Annotated in this window: 11 protein-coding genes; 8 read left to right on the top strand and 3 right to left on the bottom strand. The window is 61.1% G+C overall.

Going from position 1 to position 17337, the window contains the following annotated elements; all coding sequences use genetic code 11:
- Positions 1-253: 253 nt before the first annotated feature.
- Positions 254-481, top strand: a complete 228-nt coding sequence (locus tag GH665_RS25185; protein ID WP_153139963.1) for a hypothetical protein — start codon at positions 254-256, stop codon at positions 479-481.
- A gap of 155 nt (positions 482-636) precedes the next feature.
- On the opposite strand, the gene GH665_RS25180 is transcribed toward GH665_RS25185, so the two are convergent.
- Positions 637-2865 (bottom strand): NADP-dependent isocitrate dehydrogenase, encoded by a 2229-nt coding sequence (locus GH665_RS25180; RefSeq protein ID WP_153139961.1) that lies wholly within the window; start codon positions 2863-2865, stop codon positions 637-639.
- 404 nt (positions 2866-3269) lie between these two features.
- On the opposite strand from GH665_RS25180, the gene GH665_RS25175 reads away from it, so the two are divergent.
- Positions 3270-5459: a TonB-dependent siderophore receptor gene (locus GH665_RS25175; RefSeq protein WP_153139959.1), complete on the top strand. Its 2190-nt coding sequence runs from the start codon at positions 3270-3272 to the stop codon at positions 5457-5459.
- Positions 5460-5462: 3 nt separating this feature from the next.
- Here the strand turns inward: GH665_RS25175 and GH665_RS25170 are convergent, their stop codons facing one another.
- A complete protein-coding gene (locus tag GH665_RS25170; RefSeq protein ID WP_153139957.1) occupies positions 5463-6395 on the bottom strand; it encodes a LysR family transcriptional regulator in 933 nt (310 codons plus the stop codon).
- A 128-nt stretch (positions 6396-6523) separates the two neighbouring features.
- Here GH665_RS25170 and GH665_RS25165 point away from each other — a divergent pair, with 128 nt between their 5' ends.
- The gene (locus tag GH665_RS25165) at positions 6524-8239 is read left to right on the top strand and encodes an MFS transporter (RefSeq protein ID WP_153139954.1); all 1716 of its coding nucleotides are present in this window, start codon (positions 6524-6526) and stop codon (positions 8237-8239) included.
- Positions 8240-8593: 354 nt separating this feature from the next.
- Positions 8594-9844: an IS256 family transposase gene (locus tag GH665_RS25160; RefSeq protein ID WP_153134964.1), complete on the top strand. Its 1251-nt coding sequence runs from the start codon at positions 8594-8596 to the stop codon at positions 9842-9844.
- A gap of 94 nt (positions 9845-9938) precedes the next feature.
- Here GH665_RS25160 and GH665_RS25155 read toward each other — a convergent pair whose 3' ends face one another.
- Entirely contained in the window at positions 9939-10589 is a 651-nt protein-coding gene (locus GH665_RS25155) for an RNA polymerase factor sigma-70 (RefSeq protein ID WP_153139952.1), read from the bottom strand.
- Positions 10590-11092: 503 nt separating this feature from the next.
- Here GH665_RS25155 and GH665_RS25150 point away from each other — a divergent pair.
- Genes GH665_RS25150 through GH665_RS25135 form a run of 4 tightly spaced genes read left to right on the top strand, consistent with a single transcriptional unit; the run spans position 11093 to position 17335 of the window.
- Positions 11093-12556 carry an MFS transporter gene (locus GH665_RS25150; protein WP_028195024.1) on the top strand — a complete coding sequence of 488 codons (1464 nt, stop codon included), beginning with the start codon at positions 11093-11095 and terminating at the stop codon, positions 12554-12556.
- Complete coding sequence (locus tag GH665_RS25145) at positions 12553-14088, top strand: FGGY family carbohydrate kinase (RefSeq protein ID WP_153139950.1); 1536 nt, start codon at positions 12553-12555, stop codon at positions 14086-14088. Before GH665_RS25150 ends, GH665_RS25145 begins: the two co-directional genes overlap by 4 nt.
- Positions 14089-14093: 5 nt before the next feature.
- Positions 14094-15773: a glycerol-3-phosphate dehydrogenase/oxidase gene (locus GH665_RS25140; protein ID WP_153139948.1), complete on the top strand. Its 1680-nt coding sequence runs from the start codon at positions 14094-14096 to the stop codon at positions 15771-15773.
- Positions 15770-17335, top strand: a complete 1566-nt coding sequence (locus GH665_RS25135; protein WP_153139946.1) for an FAD-binding oxidoreductase — start codon at positions 15770-15772, stop codon at positions 17333-17335. The genes GH665_RS25140 and GH665_RS25135 overlap by 4 nt, the downstream gene beginning before the upstream one ends.
- Positions 17336-17337: the final 2 nt, after the last annotated feature.

The raw sequence follows: 17337 nt of genomic DNA, 5'->3' as shown, positions 1-17337 counted from the left end.
CGTTGCACATCGCGAAATGTAGAATGTAACTATATATTTTTAAAAGATATTCTTTTATCGAGAGAACCGTCTAACACGCTCTTGCGCCACGACCTGCTGACGTAGACTCTTTTACAAGAGCCGACGCTTCATAGGACGCAGCGAAAAGGGTGCAGCGAAAGACGGGACGAAAGCGCAGTCGCAGCGAGTCCCCTGCCCCTACCTGAAGCCGCCACGGCATCGCGGTTTTTAATTGGCAATTGGGAGACTAAAAATGAAAGGCTTTCGCTTTGGATCGACCCAGGGAGCGTTCTATATTTTGCCGGGCCAAGGTGGCTGGGAGGCAACTTACGGCAACGAAACGCTTGGTGAATTTTCCTGCCCGGAAAAGGCCGCCGACGAAGTCGCACGCGGCCTCACCTGCCCGCAACTGACCGAAGTCGACACGTCGACACTCGAAATTCCTGAGAAGCTCAGTGATTGGGAAATCGTTCACGTGTGAAGGCAGGCATGACCGATTCGGTACGCGTAGAAACGACGATGGCGCTCCTTAGGAGCGCCATCGTCTTGCTTACGGCCTATTTCCGTACTTGTTCCGCGACCTTGAGCGGCGGTTTCAGTACCGCATTCAGCACGTCATTTAGTGTCTTAAGTGTCTTAAGCAACCGCGTCCACGATCTTGTTCAGCGTCGCGCTCGGGCGCATGGCCTTGCTCGTCAGGTCGACATTCGGACGGTAGTAACCGCCGATATCCACCGGCTTGCCTTGCGCTGCACCCAGTTCTTCGATGATCTTCGCTTCGTTGTCCGCCATTGCCTTGGCCACACCGGCGAACTGCGCCTGCAAGGCAGCGTCTTCGGTTTGCGCAGCGAGTGCTTCAGCCCAGTACATGGCCAGGTAGAAGTGGCTGCCGCGGTTGTCGATACCGCCAATCTTGCGCGCCGGCGACTTGTCGTTGTCGAGGAACTTGCCGGTTGCCTGATCCAGCGTCTTGGCCAGCACTTGCGCCTTCGGGTTGTGATACGCGCCGCTCAGGTGTTCGAGCGAAGCCGCCAACGCCAGGAATTCGCCGAGCGAATCCCAACGCAGGAAGCCTTCTTCGACCAGTTGCTGAACGTGCTTCGGCGCCGAACCGCCCGCGCCGGTTTCGAACATGCCGCCACCTGCCATCAGCGGGACGATCGACAGCATCTTCGCGCTGGTGCCCAGTTCCATGATCGGGAACAGGTCGGTCAGGTAGTCGCGCAGCACGTTGCCGGTAACCGAGATCGTGTCCTTGCCGGCGCGGATGCGCTCGATCGAGAATTTCGTCGCTTCAACCGGCGTCATGACGCGGATATCCAGACCGCTGGTGTCGTGGTCCTTCAGGTATTGCTCGACCTTCTTGATGATCTGCGCGTCGTGCGCACGTGCCGCGTCCAGCCAGAAAATAGCCGGCGTGCCGGTGGCGCGAGCCCGGTTGACCGCGAGCTTGACCCAATCCTGGACCGGCGCGTCTTTGGTCTGGCACATGCGCCAGATGTCGCCGGCTTCAACCGCCTGCTCGATCAGCACCTTGCCGGCTGCATCGGTCACGCGAACCACGCCGCTCGCCGGAATCTGGAACGTCTTGTCGTGTGAACCGTATTCTTCAGCGGCTTGCGCCATCAGGCCGACGTTCGGCACCGTGCCCATCGTGACCGGGTCGAATGCGCCATTCTTCTTGCAATCTTCGATCACAGCCTGGTAGACGCCGGCATAGCAACGGTCGGGAATCACCGCCTTGGCGTCGTGCAGCGCACCGTCCGCGCCCCACATCTTGCCCGATTCGCGAATCATGGCCGGCATGGATGCGTCGACGATCACGTCGCTCGGCACGTGCAGGCTGGTGATGCCCTTGTCCGAGTTGACCATGGCCAGTTGCGGGCGTTGCGCGTACTGCGCCTTGATGTCGGCTTCGATTGCTTCACGCGTTTCGGCCGGCAGATCCTTCAGGCGCGCGTACAGATCGCCAATACCGTTGTTCGGGTTGAAACCGGCTTGCGCCAGCGCGTCGGCATGCTTGGTCAGCACGTCTTTGTAGAACACCGAGACCACGTGGCCGAAGATGATCGGATCCGACACCTTCATCATGGTCGCTTTCAGGTGCACCGAGAACAGCACGCCCTTGGCCTTCGCATCGGCGATTTCCGCTTCGATGAAGTTGCGCAGCGCGTTCTTGCTCAGCACCGATGCGTCGATGATCTCGCCCGCTTGCACGGCCGTCTTTTCTTTCAGGACCCTGGTCGAGCCGTCGGCGGTGGTCAATTCGATCTTCACGGCGCCGGCTGCTGCGATCAGCGCCGATTTTTCGCTGCCGTAGAAATCGCCGCCGCTCATGTGCGCCACGTGCGACTTCGAGTCCGCGCTCCACTTGCCCATCTTGTGCGGATGCTTGCGCGCGTAGTTCTTGACCGACAACGGCGCGCGGCGATCCGAATTGCCTTCGCGCAGCACCGGGTTCACCGCGCTGCCCTTGATCTTGTCGTAGCGCGCCTTGACGTCTTTCTCTTCGTCGGTCTTCGCTTCGTCCGGATAGGACGGCAGCTTGAAGCCCTGATCGCGCAGTTCGGCAATCGCAGCCTTCAGTTGCGGCACCGAAGCGCTGATGTTCGGCAGCTTGATGATGTTCGCTTCCGGACGCGTGGTGAGTCCACCCAGTTCCGCCAGATCGTCGGAACCCTTCTGTTCCGCGCTCAGGTAGTCCGGGAATGCAGCGATGATCCGGCCGGCGAGCGAGATATCGCGCGTTTCAACGATCACGTCGGACGAGCGCGTGAACGCCTTGACGATCGGCAGCAGCGAATAAGTCGCCAGAGCAGGCGCTTCGTCGGTCAGGGTGTAGATGATCTTCGGCGATGTGGACATGTTTGATGCTTTGCTTGGTGAAGTGTTAGACAGAGCGTTGGTGGCGCTGAGCCGCGGAATGGCGGCAAAGCAGCAGGAACGCAGCGCGACCCACGGCACTACTTTTTACGGCCCGACCGTGAGTATATGCGTGTTTTCCAGTACTCGCTGCTAAACAAACATATCGCCGAAACAGCGCGGACAGGGCCGAGCCCCACCAGATAAGGCTTACAGCCAATTCGCCTATGTCTTAAGACAGATGTCTTATAGAGGACTTGAGGCGTAAGCATATTGTTAATGCGAATCAGATGCATTACCATTCGTGCGCAGTCGAAATCTGGACCATCCGTTTAATCACTACTCGCCAAACGATGCCGTCGCGCACATTTCTGGTGCGTTGCGCCGTCCTGCCCAACTCAAACAATATGCAGAATCTCCTCGTCGCCAGCCGCCCAGCGCGGCCAACGCTGATGCGCGGCCATCGCCGTACACCGTCTCTACTCAGTGCGGGGCTGTTCGTCAGCGTCGGCCTGTCGTTGTCCACGCTGTCGTCATCGGGATGGGCTCAGGCCGCGGCAAGCGACGCCGGCGGCACACTGCCCGCCGTGAGCGTCTCGGCCGCGAAAGACACCGCCGTGGCGCAGGCCGACACCGTCAGCGCAGGCGCGCTGGGTACGCGCAAGGCGGTGGACACGCCGTTTTCGACGCGCACCGTGACGAGCGAGGAAGGCAAGGACCTGTTCGCGACGACCTCCAACGATCTGTTCAAGTACGATCCGGCCGTGTCGGCCAGCAGCGAGAACGCGGTCGCCGAAAACTCGATGTTCCAGGTGCGCGGCATGCCGATCGACACACTGAACAGCATCAAGGTGGATGGCCAGACGTTCCCGTCGTGGGACACCGACCTGCCGCTCGAACCGTTCGAGCAGGTGGAATTGCTGAAGGGCCTGTCCGGTTTCATGTACGGCTTCGGCTCGCCGGGCGGCATCGTCAACTTCGTGCTGAAACGGCCGACCGACGATCCATACCGCAGCATTTCGGTCGGCTATAGATCGGCCGGGGTGTTCACCGAGGCGATCGATCTGGGCGGCCGCTTCGGCAACGACAACCGTTTCGGCTATCGCCTGAACCTCGTCAACGAAGACGGCAATACCGCCGAGCAGAACGGTCATATCCGCCGCCAGGTCGCGTCGCTTGCGCTGGATTTCCGCATCACGCCGGACCTGACCTGGACGGTCGACGCCTTCTATCAGAAGCGTAAAACCAACGGCACGCTGTTTGGCCTCGGCTTCGGCAGCGGTCTGGGGATTCCCGACGCGAGCACCGTCACCCATGCGCTAACGCAGCCGCAGAATTACTATCAGACCGAGATGGCCTCGTTCGGCACGGGCCTCGATTACCGTCTTTCCGAGAACTGGCATGCGAGCGTGAAGTACCGCTTTGCCAAGGAGAATCGCACCAACTCGGATAGCTTCCTGTACGTCACCGACGCCGCCGGCAACTACTCGAACACGCTCTATGCGGCGCTGACGCGCTACTTCTATCAGAACGTCGACGCGATGGTGCAGGGCAAGTTCAACACCGGCAGCATCAGGCACGACGTCGTGCTCGGCGCGAGCTACCAGACGCAAACCGCCGAGTACAGCAACAGCACCGGCTGGAACAGCGGCTATTTCCTCGGCACCGGCAATCTGTACAACAGCACCTTGCTGACCAACGACGAAGTCAGCATCGGCTCGGATCTCTATCGTCAGCAACGCATCACGCAGGCCGCGTTGTATGCCAGCGATACCGTGCAATTGACGTCGCGCCTGTCGGCACTGGTTGGCGTGCGTTACACGCAATTCCGCCAGCATCAGTACGACCCGTCGAGCGCCGTCACGTCGCAATACAGTGCGAATCCGGTCACGCCGACCTTCGCGCTCATGTACAAGACCGACCCGTATTCGACGGTCTATGCGAGCTATGTGCAGTCACTCGAGCAGGGCGGCGCCGCGGCGAACACCAACCTCAACTATCCGGCCACGTACGGCCCGTTGAGGAGCAAGCAGTATGAAATCGGCTTCAAGACGGATCACGCGAAATGGGGCGCCAACCTCGCGCTGTTCCGCGTCGACCAGGGCTACTACTACACGAACACGGCCAAGCTCTTCGTGCAGGACGGCACCAAGCGCTACACCGGCATCGACGCGAGCGGCTGGCTCGCGTTGACGAGCGAATGGCGCGTGATGGGCGGCATGATGTGGCTCGATACGAAGGCCGTCGACATCGACGACGCGGCTATCGAAGGCAAGCGCATTTATGGCGCGCCGCGCTTTACCTTCACGGGCCGTATCGAGTACAACCCATCGTATCTGCGTCCGCTGACGCTGGCGTTCGGCGGCAAGTATGTCGGCAACCAGGCCGTGGACGCAGCCAACACGCAGTTCGTGCCCGCCTATACCACCTTCGATCTGAGCGGCCGGTATGAGACGAAGATCGCCGGCAAGGACGTGACATTGCGCGCGGGCATCAACAACATGTTCAACCGCCGCTACTGGACCACCGCGTGGGGCTCCTTCGTCTCGCCTTCACCGACCCGCACGGCCGTGGCTAGCGCGACGATGCAGTTCTAACCACTACGCGCGAGGCAGGGCGTCCATGCTGGGCGCCCTGACCATGGCGGGAATCTCGGCCACCAGCGCGTCGATTGCCGAGCGCGTCTTCAAGGCCAGATATCGGCTCTTCGGCCACACCACGTGGATCTCCTGCAAGGGCCGAAAACAGTTCTCCATGACCGCGACCAGTTGGCCCGTTTGCACATAGCGGGTCAGCAGCCAGCATGGCAGCCACACCAGACCAAAGCCTGCAATTGCGGCATCCACCATCCCCTGCATGTCGTCAAAGGCGAGTTGCGGCTCGACTTGCGCGCGGCGGATTTGCCCGTCGGTATCGACCACGTCCCACGGCAATGCCACACCCGCCCGCATGTAGGCGATGATCGTGTGGCCGCGCAATTCGTTGACGTTGGTGGGCTTGCCGCGTTGCGCGAGATAGGACGGCGCCGCGCCGATGCTTGCGTACTGCACCCCCAGCCGGCGCGCCGCGAGACTTGCGCTGTCAGGCAGCGGACCGATCCGCACGACCAGATCGAAGCCCTCCTCCACCATGTCCACGAAGCGATCGTTGATCGAAATATCGACCTTCAGTTGCGGATGCCGGCGCGCGAGCCCGAGCAGGACCGGCGCCACGCAATGATGGCCGAAGGCCTGCGGCACGCTCACCCGCAGACGCCCTTTAGGCTCGCGCCGACCCGAGTCCAGATCGGCCTCCGCCGCCTCGAGCTCGGCCAATGCGCGCACGCAGCGGTCGTAATAGGCCTGGCCGTCTTCGGTGAGGCTCTGGCTACGTGTAGTGCGGTTGAGCAGGCGCACGCCGAGGCGCTTTTCGAGCCGCACGATCACCTTGCCGACAGCCGAACGCGTCAGGTTCATGCGCTCCGCCGCCAACGCAAAACTGCCCGTTTCGACGACGCGCACGAACGTCGTCACGCCATCAAGAATGTCGCTCATAGCCTCACCCAATTGGTTCCCTCAAAGACACATTCATTGGAGTAAATGGCGTCAATAGGGACAGGAATTCCCCTCTATATTACACACTCTCTGGTGGCCCAGGCCATCGACTATCGAGGTGAATTCCTATGTCCAGATATCGGAACGCGTCGCCACGGCACGACGAACGGCCGCATGCCGGCGCCACGGCGACCACAACCGACCAGGGCTCGACCACGCGGCAATCGCGCGCCGGCCGGCCCACGTCCAACGACGCGGCGCAAACGACGACCCGTTTCTCCATCCGCAAGAACACGCTGGCGCTGGGCGCCGTGTGCCTTGCTTCACTGATGTTCAGCCTTGAAATCTCAAGTGTGCCGGTGATCCTGCCTACTCTCGAGCGTGTTCTGCACGGCGACTTCAAGGGCATGCAATGGATCATGAACGCCTACACGCTTGCGGTAACAACGGTCCTGATGGCAACCGGCACGCTGGCGGACCGCTTCGGCCGCCGGCGGATTTTCGTCATTGGCATTGCGCTGTTTGGCCTGACTTCGTTGATATGCGGGCTTGCGCAGAGCGTGCCGACGCTGATCGTCGGGCGTTTGTTGCAAGGCGCGAGTGGCGGCGCGATGCTGATCTGTCAGGTCGCCGTGCTCTCGCACCAGTTCAACGAGGGACCTGAGCGTGCCCGGGCATTCAGCGCGTGGGGCATTGTTCTTGGCATCGGCTTGGGCTTTGGGCCGATAATCGGCGGAATGATCGTGGCGGTATCCGGGTGGCAATGGGTCTTCTGGGTACATGCGCTGCTCGCCATCGTGACCTTGGCGCTGGTCTTTGGCGGCGTGCAGGAATCGCGCGATCCGCACGCGCATACGTTCGACGTGGCCGGCATTGCCACGTTGTCGCTGGCGGTTTTTGGCCTGGTGTATTTCATCACCCAGGGCCCCGCCCTTGGCTTCACCAGTTCGCGTGCGATTTTCATTCTCGTGGCGACGGTGCTTGCCTTCGTGGCATTCCTGTACGCGGAGCGATTCAGCGCACGTCCGATGTTCGATTTTTCGGTATTCAGGATTCCGCAGTTTTCCGGCGCGTTGATGGGTTCCGCCGGCATGAACTTCAGTTTCTGGCCTTTCATGATTTACATCCCGATCTACTTCCAGATCGGACTTGGCTACGACAGCATGACTGCGGGGCTGGCCTTGCTTGCATACACGCTGCCGACGCTGCTGTTTCCTCCGCTGGGCGAGCGGCTTATCTTGCGTTACGGCTCAGGAATTGCAATTCCTGGTGGTCTCTTCGTCATCGGCCTTGGTTTCATGTTGATGAAGTACGGCAGCAGCGTTGCGCATCCGAGCGCGCTGACGATGTTGCCTGGTTGCATACTCGCCGGGGCCGGCCTTGGCTTGACGAATACGCCCGTAACTAACACGACAACGGGTGCCGTTCCTGTGGAGCGAGCCGGCATGGCATCTGGCATTGACATGAGTGCGCGGATGATTACGCTCGCGATCAACATTGCGTTGATGGGTGCGATTCTGATTGCCGGCATCCTGTTCCACCTGAAGGCGAGATTGCCTGCAACGATCGACGCGGGCCTGCTTGCCCGACTTGCCGAGAAGATTGCCGCGGGGGATGCCGAAGCTGTCAAAGCGGGAATACCGGTGCTAGCGCAAATCGATCCTACGGGAACAGCGGTTCACGCCGCATTAATCGACGGCTTTGGCTGGGTGATGCTATACGGCGGCGCTGGCGTATGGGTCCTCGCGGTGCTGAGTTTTGTGATTTCGGGCAGCGCATCGAGACGGCTAAGAAAAGTAGAAACCCGTCCTGCACAACAAGTCGCCCGCTGCGATTCGTGCTGAAGCGTCAGACTGACGGATCGCCGAGGTTCATCCGATGACGGCAACACATGGCCCCAAACGAGATCGAGACCGGAATCGAGATTGGTGTTAAGAAATGAGCGTCGGCGCGCGCAGCGCCGCCGGAAGTATGACTGCCTTGTCACTGAGGCGGAATGTGCGAGGAGACAGATTCCAGATGCACCACCACCGTAGCTGCGCGGGGGACCCACTTATGAGCTAGCGGTGTAAAGCCGCTTTCTTTTGCCTACATTTCTTTGCGGCAGGCAAAGAAAAGTAGGTGCCGCCCCGCACAGGGGCAACGGGGCCTGTCAGTAATTTCGTGTTTGAGGCATAACATGTCGCCAAGGAGTGACTATGCCTCGCAAACCGAAAGCCAAGCCGGTAGACCTGCCGGCAATTCCTGCCGAGCTGCTTGAACAGTTCGGCAACGGCCCGATGACGGCCGAAGCCATCAATGCCGCCACGATGGCGCTCAAGAAGGCCCTGATCGAGCGTGCGCTGGGTGGCGAGATGAACCACCATCTCGGCTATCCGTCGGGCGCCGCCAGGCCGGCCCACGCCACGAACCAGCGCAATGGCCGTGGTGCCAAGACGGTTCTGACCGAAGACGGTCCAATCCGCATCGAGGTGCCCCGCGACCGTGATGGCAGCTTCGAGCCGATATTGATCCCCAAGCATGAACGCCGCTTCACCGGCTTCGACGACAGGATCGTGGCCATGTACGCGCGTGGCATGACGGTCCGGGAGATTCAGGGTTTCCTGCAAGAGCAGTACGGCACCGAGGTCTCGCCTGATTTCATCAGCTCGGTGACCGACGAGGTGATGGCCGAAGTGAGCGCCTGGCAAACCCGGCCGCTCGAGCCCATGTATCCGGTCGTGTTCTTCGATGCCTTGCGCGTCAAGATCCGCGAAGACGCCGTGGTACGCAACAAGGCGGTCTATCTGGCACTGGGCGTGCTGCCGGACGGCACACGCGACATTCTCGGACTCTGGATCGAAGGCACCGAAGGCGCCAAGTTCTGGATGAAGGTCTTCAATGATCTGAAGACGCGCGGCGTCAACGACATCCTGATCGCCGTCACGGATGGTCTCAAGGGCATGCCCGAAGCACTGGCCGCCGTGTTCCCGGCCACCACGCTGCAGACCTGCATCGTCCATCTGATCCGTAATAGCCTGGATTATTCGAGCTGGAAAGATCGTCGGGCACTGGCCGCAGCGATCCGTCCGATCTACACGGCACCCAGCGCGGAAGCGGCCGAAGCTGAACTCGACGCGTTTGCCGATGGGCCATGGGGCCAGAAACTCCCGATGATTGGCATGGCCTGGCGCAGTGCCTGGGACCGCGTGATCCCGTTCTTTGCGTTTCCCCCCGCGATACGCAAGATTATTTACACCACAAATGCCATTGAGAGCATCAATGCCCAGTTGCGCAAGATCATCAAGACCCGCGGCCACTTCCCGAGTGCCGAGGCCGCCACCAAGCTCATCTGGCTGGCCTTGCGAAATATCACGGCGAACTGGGGACATGCCGCTCACGACTGGAAGACGGCCATGAACCAATTCGCTATCCTCTATCAGGATCGCTTCATCAGATCACCCGTGTAATTCTCCAAACGCCTTAAACACGGAAATTCTGACACCCCCGGGCAACGCCAATAGACCACTAACACAACAAGGAAAGGCCAACACCCAACTCTAACTACCGCCGCCGCCCACTACAAACCACCCCCACACCACGATTACAGACATCAACACAATACCTCTCAGCATCCCTCACAAGGGACCCCACCACCGTCTGCGAAACATCAAGCGCCCGCGCTGCGCTCAGCAGCGTTTCCTCCCGCACTCTCACCATCTCAAACGCAACCCGGTTACGCGCCGGCAACTGCTCAAGAGCCTGACAAACGTGCCGCAACGTATCGCGCACAAGCAGCGCTGCTTCAGGTGAAGGCTCCACCGAAGGCACATGCAAACCATCGTCATTGTCAGCGTGATAGGTACTCTCGAGGCTCTGCCGCCGAACCACGTCAATCGACGCATTCCGCACCATACGGGTCACGTAGGCCACCGGTTGCCGCACAGCATCCTGATCCCGAAAGTCGATCAGTTTGACAAACACATCGTGCACCACATCTTCAGCCAGACTGGCGCACCCTACGAACCCGCAGGCCAGTTCAACGAGCATCGGCCGATTCGCAACCAGCACATCGAGCAGCGCTCCTTTCCCCCAATCGACGGAGCGAGCGCGACTGCCGGCCCGCCGTTGCTCTGAAGGACGTGCGACACCTGCGTTGAGAACAGACATTGGTATCGCTGTTGAAGACTGCTGCCGCACGAACACCTCCGCCATGAATTCGCTCCGAATTTCTCAAGAAACGACATCAATTTATCGTAAACACGAATCATTCTCAATCAAGATTTGAAATAACCTCACGGGTTCGACCGGTTTGCTTGATAAGGCAGGATTCCCGCGGCATGAGAATTAACTATAGACAGCCAGTACCTGGCACTCGGTGCCGAACATCACGCGGCCAGTGATCATCAGATAGTCCGGGCCGTCCATGAAATGAAATTAACTTAGGCATCCATATTTTTGTCGAAGTACGCGAAGCGGAACACAGTCGTGCAATAGTGGAAATCCCTGCCCCACTTCAACTCACCCCACTCGCCATTCTCTTCGTCACAACGCTTGACACTTTTCACGACGCATCATAAAGTTTGCCTGCAGATCTAGATAAGAGACTATCTGTAAGATGGTCTCTTGCGCGTAAACGGAACGCATCCGAATACGCACTCGCGATTTGCTCCGCGAACAGCACCGGCCTCTTACAGAAAAACTAAAGGAGACCGATTGTGCAAACGATCGCGATTAAGATTCGTGGCATTGACGATGTTATTTCATTCATCGATTCATGTTCAGGCATTCCCGGTAGAGCCGGCGTTATCTGGTGGCTCGCACTCGGCGGCCTGTTTCTAGACGCATTCTCCAATTCTGCTTTGAGCGCGGGCCTCGGGCCCATGACGCGGGATCTCCATCTCGGCGCGCCTCAAATTGCGCTCATGACGTCGTTTGCGTCCTGGGTTGCGATCGCCTTTAACCCGATCGGCGGCTGGATGGCCGATCGCTGGGGGCGCATCCGTCCTTTAGTGCTGGCCAAATTGCTCGCGGTGATCGGCGCCGTGCTGGTGGTGTTCGCACCGGGTTTCGAAGTCATTCTGGCGGGCCGCTTCTTTGTCGGCATGGCCTACGGGATCGACTTCGCGATTGCGATGGCGATGCTCGCCGAGTTCACGCCGGTCAAACTGAAGAGCCGCCTGAATGCATGGCAGGGCATGTGGTACACCGCCGTCTGCTCCAACCTGCTGCTCGCACTGCTGTTTCAATCTTGGCACGTGGGCGACTCGATCTGGCGCTATTCGGTGGCGGCAACGGCCCTGTTCGGCGCGGCGATCCTCGTGCTGCAACTGGTGTTTCTGGTCGAGAGCCCGATCTGGCTCGCGCGCAAGGAACGTCTGGTGGAGGCCGCCACCGCGATGAGCCGCATCTACGGGCGTCCCTTCTCTGCCGCGCCCGTCGAAGAGCGCGTGCCGGTGCTGAATCAGGCCACCCGTGGGCTCGCCAACGTCGCACTGATCTTTCGCGGCATCTATCTGCCACGCACCCTGCTCGCCGCTACCGTTCAGGTCGGCCAGTCGATCCAGTACTTCGCGATCGGCTGGTATCTGCCGTTGATCAGCGCGGCGTTGTTCGGCAAGGATTTCGTCTACGCCACGCTCGGCGCATTGCTCTTCAACGTGTTCGGCATCTTCGGCGGCTTCATGTCGCCGGTCATCGGCAAGCGATTCGGCTTGCGGCGCGCGTCCGCATTCGGCTTCGCCGCGGTCTTCGTAATGCTGGTGGTACTCGGTCTGTTCGGCTCGAAAATGCCATTGTGGCTCGCGGTGATCGTGCCCTCGCTGTTCATTCTGTTTCACTCTTCAGGGCCCGGCGCGAACGGCAAGAGTCTTTCTTCGCTGTCGTTTCGCAGTGAGATTCGCGCGGGCGCCAACGGCGTAATCGGCGCGTTGGGGTCGATTGGCGCCGCGCTGGGCCTGCTGGTGTTCCCGCTGTTTCGTGAGCGCTACGGCCTCGACACCACCTTCCTGATCCTGGCCATCGTGCCGCTGGTGGCGAGCGTGATCTGCTTTGTCATCAAGTGGGACCCGACGCGCACCACCATCACCCCCGACAACGAACCCAACGCGCCGCAATTCAAAGGCGACGCTGAGCAAGCATCCGCATTCATGACCCCGGCAATCGAGAAATCCCAGCAATGACCCGTAATCGAAACGTTATTCTCGCCATCGACGAGGGGACGTCCGGCACGCGCGCGGCAGTCGTCGACGCAGACGGACAGGTCTCCTGTCTGGAGTATCTGCCGCTCAGTGTCGACAGCCCGCGGCCGGGCGTCGTCGAGCAGGACGCGAACGCCATCCTCGAGAAAACCCTCGCCGTGTGCCGCGCGACGCTGGCTCGCGCGGCAAGCGAGCAGTTGAACGTGGTCGCGTTAGCCATTGCGACGCAACGCGCCACTGCCGTGCTGTGGGACACCCACACCGGCCGCGCGCTGGTGCCCGCAATGGTGTGGCAGGACACACGCCACGCAAGCGAACTGGACCGGTTGGCCGCGAAGTGGGACAGCACACTGATCGAACGCGTGGGACGTCCTGCCGGTGTGCGCTCGCCCTATCTGTGGGCGGCCCATCACCTGCAAAAGACACCTTCTGTGATCCTGGCCCAGCGCGAGCGCCGCCTCGCGTTCGGCACGATCGACACGTGGCTGCTCTGGCATCTGTCGAACGAACGCGTTTGTGTGACGACGCCGACCAACGCGACCTCGGCGAGCGCCTATCTGCTGGCCGAGCACCGCTATTGTCTCGACTGGATCGATGCGCTCGGCTTCCCGCAGACCCTGTTGCCGGAACTTCGTCAGGATGCCGATGAATTCGGCCGAACTCGCGCCGACCTGCTCGGCATCGACGTGCCGATTCTCGCCTGTGCGGGCGATCAGCTCGCGGGCGCCGTGGGACTGGGCTGTCTCGATCGCGGCCAGTCGATGTGTGTCCACGGCACCGGCAGTTTCGTCGATCTGCTGGTGGGCACGCAGATTCCACCCGTCACAGGGACTTCGCACGACGGCACGCTGACCATGACCGCGCGCCGCCAGCACAACGTCTCGCATTATTCGCTCGAAACCTTCGTCGCGACTACAGGCTCGGCGCTGAACTGGATCTGCGAGAAATTGCACTGGTTCGACAATCCCGCCCAGATCAGCGCGCTCGCCGCAACGGTGAACTCGGCGCGCGGCGTGACCTTCCTGCCTGCCTTGACCGGCCTGCGCGTGCCGCAATTGCAACCGAATGCGCGCGCTTCGCTGTGCGGCATTTCCATCGCCACGACGCAAGCCGAAATCGCCTACGCGATTCTCGAAGGCATCGCGCATTCGGTGGCGTTGTGCATCGACGCGAACCAGGCGATCGCGGATGTCGAAGCCTCCGAACTGGTGGTCGGCGGTGGCCTGTCGGGCAGCGACACCCTGTTGCAAATTCAGGCCGATCTGAGCGGCATGCCGGTGCGGCGCATGCATGAAAGCGACCGCGCGAGCCTGCGTGGCATCGCGTTTCTCGCTGGTTCGTCGGGATTGCTGTGGGATTCGTTGCAGCAGGCCCGCGCCACTACCGTCACCGACGCGGTGTTCGAGCCGTCGGCGGACTCAGGCGCGCGCGCGAAGCGGCGCGCCTCGTGGCAGGCAAGGGTCGAGGCCGAACTTGCTCATGCAAGCGCATTTGATAATGGTTGTGGGGACTGATACACATGTTGTTTATTCCATCCAGAAAGGCCTCGAAAGAACGCGCCGAAATGACCGGCACCGAGCCCCTGCGCATGGTGCGCGGCGAGCAGCTCGACCGCCTCGGCAGTGAAACCTTCGACATCGTGATCGTGGGCGGCGGAGTAACCGGCGCCTACGCGGCACTCGACGCCAGCTTGCGCGGCTATCGTGTAGCGCTGCTCGAAAAGAGCGATTTCGCCTCGGGCACCTCGTCGAAGTCATCGAAGATGGTGCACGGCGGCCTGCGTTATATCGAGCAGGGCAATCTCGGGCTGGTACGCCACTCGTTACTCGAACGGCAGCGTCTGCGCAGAAACGCACGGCACCTGGTGCAACGCCTGCCCTTCCTGTTTCCCGTCATGGAGAAAGACGGCGTGTTCGACAAGCGCCTCGCCAAAGCATTCGAAAGTCTGCTGTGGACCTACGACATTGCCGGCGGCTGGCGCGAAGGCATCCTGCATCAGAAGCTCAGTAAGGCGGAAGTGCTGTCGCATTGCCCCACCTTCAACGAAGAGAACCTCACCGGCGGCTTCATGTATTTCGACGCGCGCGTGGACGATGCGCGCCTCACGTTGAATCTCGCGCGCACGGCGGCGTTTCATGGCGCGGCCGTCGTCAATCACGCCAAGGTCGTCGAGATTACGCGCGACGGACACGGCAGCGTCGACGGTGTGATCGTGCATGCGGACGAGCGCGAAATTCGCGTGCGTGGCGGCGTGGTGGTGATGGCTACCGGCGTCTGGTTGCGCGACTGGAACGGCCGCAAAAAAGACGATCCGGCAGCTTTGCAAATCCGTCCTGCGAAGGGCGTGCACGTCGCGATTCCGTGGCTGAAGATTCGCAACGACTGCACGGTGACGATTCCCGTACCGGGCCGCAGCCGACGCGCGACGATCACACGCTGGGGCAACGTGTCCTATCTCGGCACCACCGACGAAGACTATCAAGGCAATCTGGACGACGTCTGCTGCACGCGCCAGGAACTCGACTTCCTGATCGAAGGCGCGCGCTCCGCATTGAAGACCGATCTGCAGGCCGGGGACGTGGTGGGCAGCATCGCCGGCTGCCGGCCGCTGGTCGGGCCGCCCGGTGGAAAGACGCTGGAAATGAAGCGCAATCACGAGATTCATACCGCGCCGGACGGACTCGTCACGATCGTGGGCGGCAAGCTCACGACCTCGCGGCACATGGCCGAACAGACCATCGACGCCGCGCAGAAAGTGATCGGCAAACGCGCGAAATGCCGGACGAAGTCCGCGTACCTGCTTGGCGCGGCGGGCTACGACGCGCAAGCGATCGTTGCGTCAGGCGGTTTGTCCGCGCAACTGGGCGAACGCTACGGCACGGAAGCGCGTTTTGTCACCGACATTCTCGAAGGCGATTCGAGCTTGCTGAAGCCGATCGTCGAAGGTCTGCCGTACACCGAAGCGGAGGTGCTCTACGCCGTCAGACACGAACTCGCGAGCAACGTGGATGACGTGCTGTCGCGCCGCATCCGCGCACGCCTGATGGCACGCGATGCATCGGCACGCGCCGCCGTGCGCGTGGGTGAAATTTTACAGACGGAACTCGGCTTGTCCGCAGCGGCCGTCGCAAAGCAGGTGAGCGACTACGTCGCCGCCGTCGAACACGAAAAGTCTGTTCTTATGGGAGAAACCGAATGATCAGCAAGGAAGCAATCAAGCGTGGCTATAACCGTGGCAACTATATCGTCGGCGCGCATACTCCGCCGGCTTACGCCGCCACGCTCAAGGACACAGTCAAGGACAGCACGGCTGAAGCCGGTCTGCAACGCGATCCGGTCAAGGTCAGCGAACAGCAGATCGGCGCATTGCGCGACGTAGCCGACGAAGTGCTCACGCTCGCACCCGACGTCGTCGCGTGGACGCGCGACTGGTGGGCCGCCTCGATGGTGACGGAAACCGCCGGCAAACCGGCTACGCCGCACGCGGTCATCGTGCGCGTCTCGAAGGTCGAGCAGATTCAGGCTGTCATGCGTATCGCCCATGCAGCGTCGATTCCGGTAACGGTGTCCGCGGGGCGCAGCAATGTGACCGGTGCGGCGCTGCCCGTGCGCGGCGGCATCGTGCTGGACGTGTGCGAACTGAATCGCCTCGTCGGCTTTGACCGCGAAAGCCAGATCGTCGAAGTCGAAGCCGGCATGTTCGGCGACATCTTCGAAGAAACCATCCAGCGCGACTACGGTATGACGATGGGCCATTGGCCGTCGTCGTACGCGATCAGCACGGTCGGCGGATGGGTGGCGTGCCGCGGCGCGGGTCAACTCTCGACGCGCTACGGCAAGATCGAAGACATGGTGTCCGGCATGGACGTGGTGCTCGCCGACGGCAGCCTGATCAGCGTGGGCGGTTATTCGCGCGCGGCGGTCGGTCCCGATCTGCAGCAGCTTTTCATCGGCTCCGAAGGCACGCTTGGCGTAATCGTGCGCGTGCGTTTGAAGCTGCATCGTCTGCCGGATTACGGCCGGGCGATTGCCTATGGCTTCAAGACCTTCGCGATCGGCCTCGAAGCATGCCGCCAGATCATGCAACAAGGCGCGAACCCGGCTGCCCTGCGCCTTTATGACGAACTCGAAAGCGGCGTGCAATTCGGGCTGCCGGAATCGAACGTGCTGCTGATCGCCGACGAAGGTCCGCGCGAAATGGTCGAAGCGGTGCTGACGATCAGCGAACGTGTCTGCAAGGAACTGGGCGAGCAACTGGACGACAAGGTCATCTTCGAGAAGTGGCTCGACACGCGTTACCTCACCGGCAAGAGCGCGGAAGGTTTCAAACGCAGCCCGGGTTTTGTGGCCGATACGCTGGAAATGGTCGGCCCGTGGAAAGACCTGCCGGGCATCTATGCCGACGTAGTGGCCGCCATCAATGCAGTACCCGGCACGCTGGCCGGTTCGGCGCACCAGTCGCATGCGTATGTGGACGGCGCGTGCCTGTACTTCTCGTTGCGCGGCGAAGTCGAAGTCGAGCATCGTGCGAAGTGGTATCGCGCGGCATGGGACGCCGCCAATGCTGTCCTCATCAAATACAATGCGACGTTGAGCCACCATCACGGCGTCGGCCTGTTGCGCGCGCCGTATATGAGCGAATCGCTCGGTAGTGCATTCCCGGTTCTGCAGGCAGTCAAGCGCACACTCGACCCGAAGAACATTCTCAATCCCGGCAAGCTTGGCCTGACTGACGAGCAAGCTCAAGACACGAAGCAGTAATC

Origin of the sequence: Paraburkholderia agricolaris (genome assembly GCF_009455635.1) — a bacterium.
Classification (GTDB): domain Bacteria; phylum Pseudomonadota; class Gammaproteobacteria; order Burkholderiales; family Burkholderiaceae; genus Paraburkholderia; species Paraburkholderia agricolaris.
Note: the sequence above shows the minus strand (reverse complement) of the source record. Positions and strands in the feature narration are given on the sequence as shown.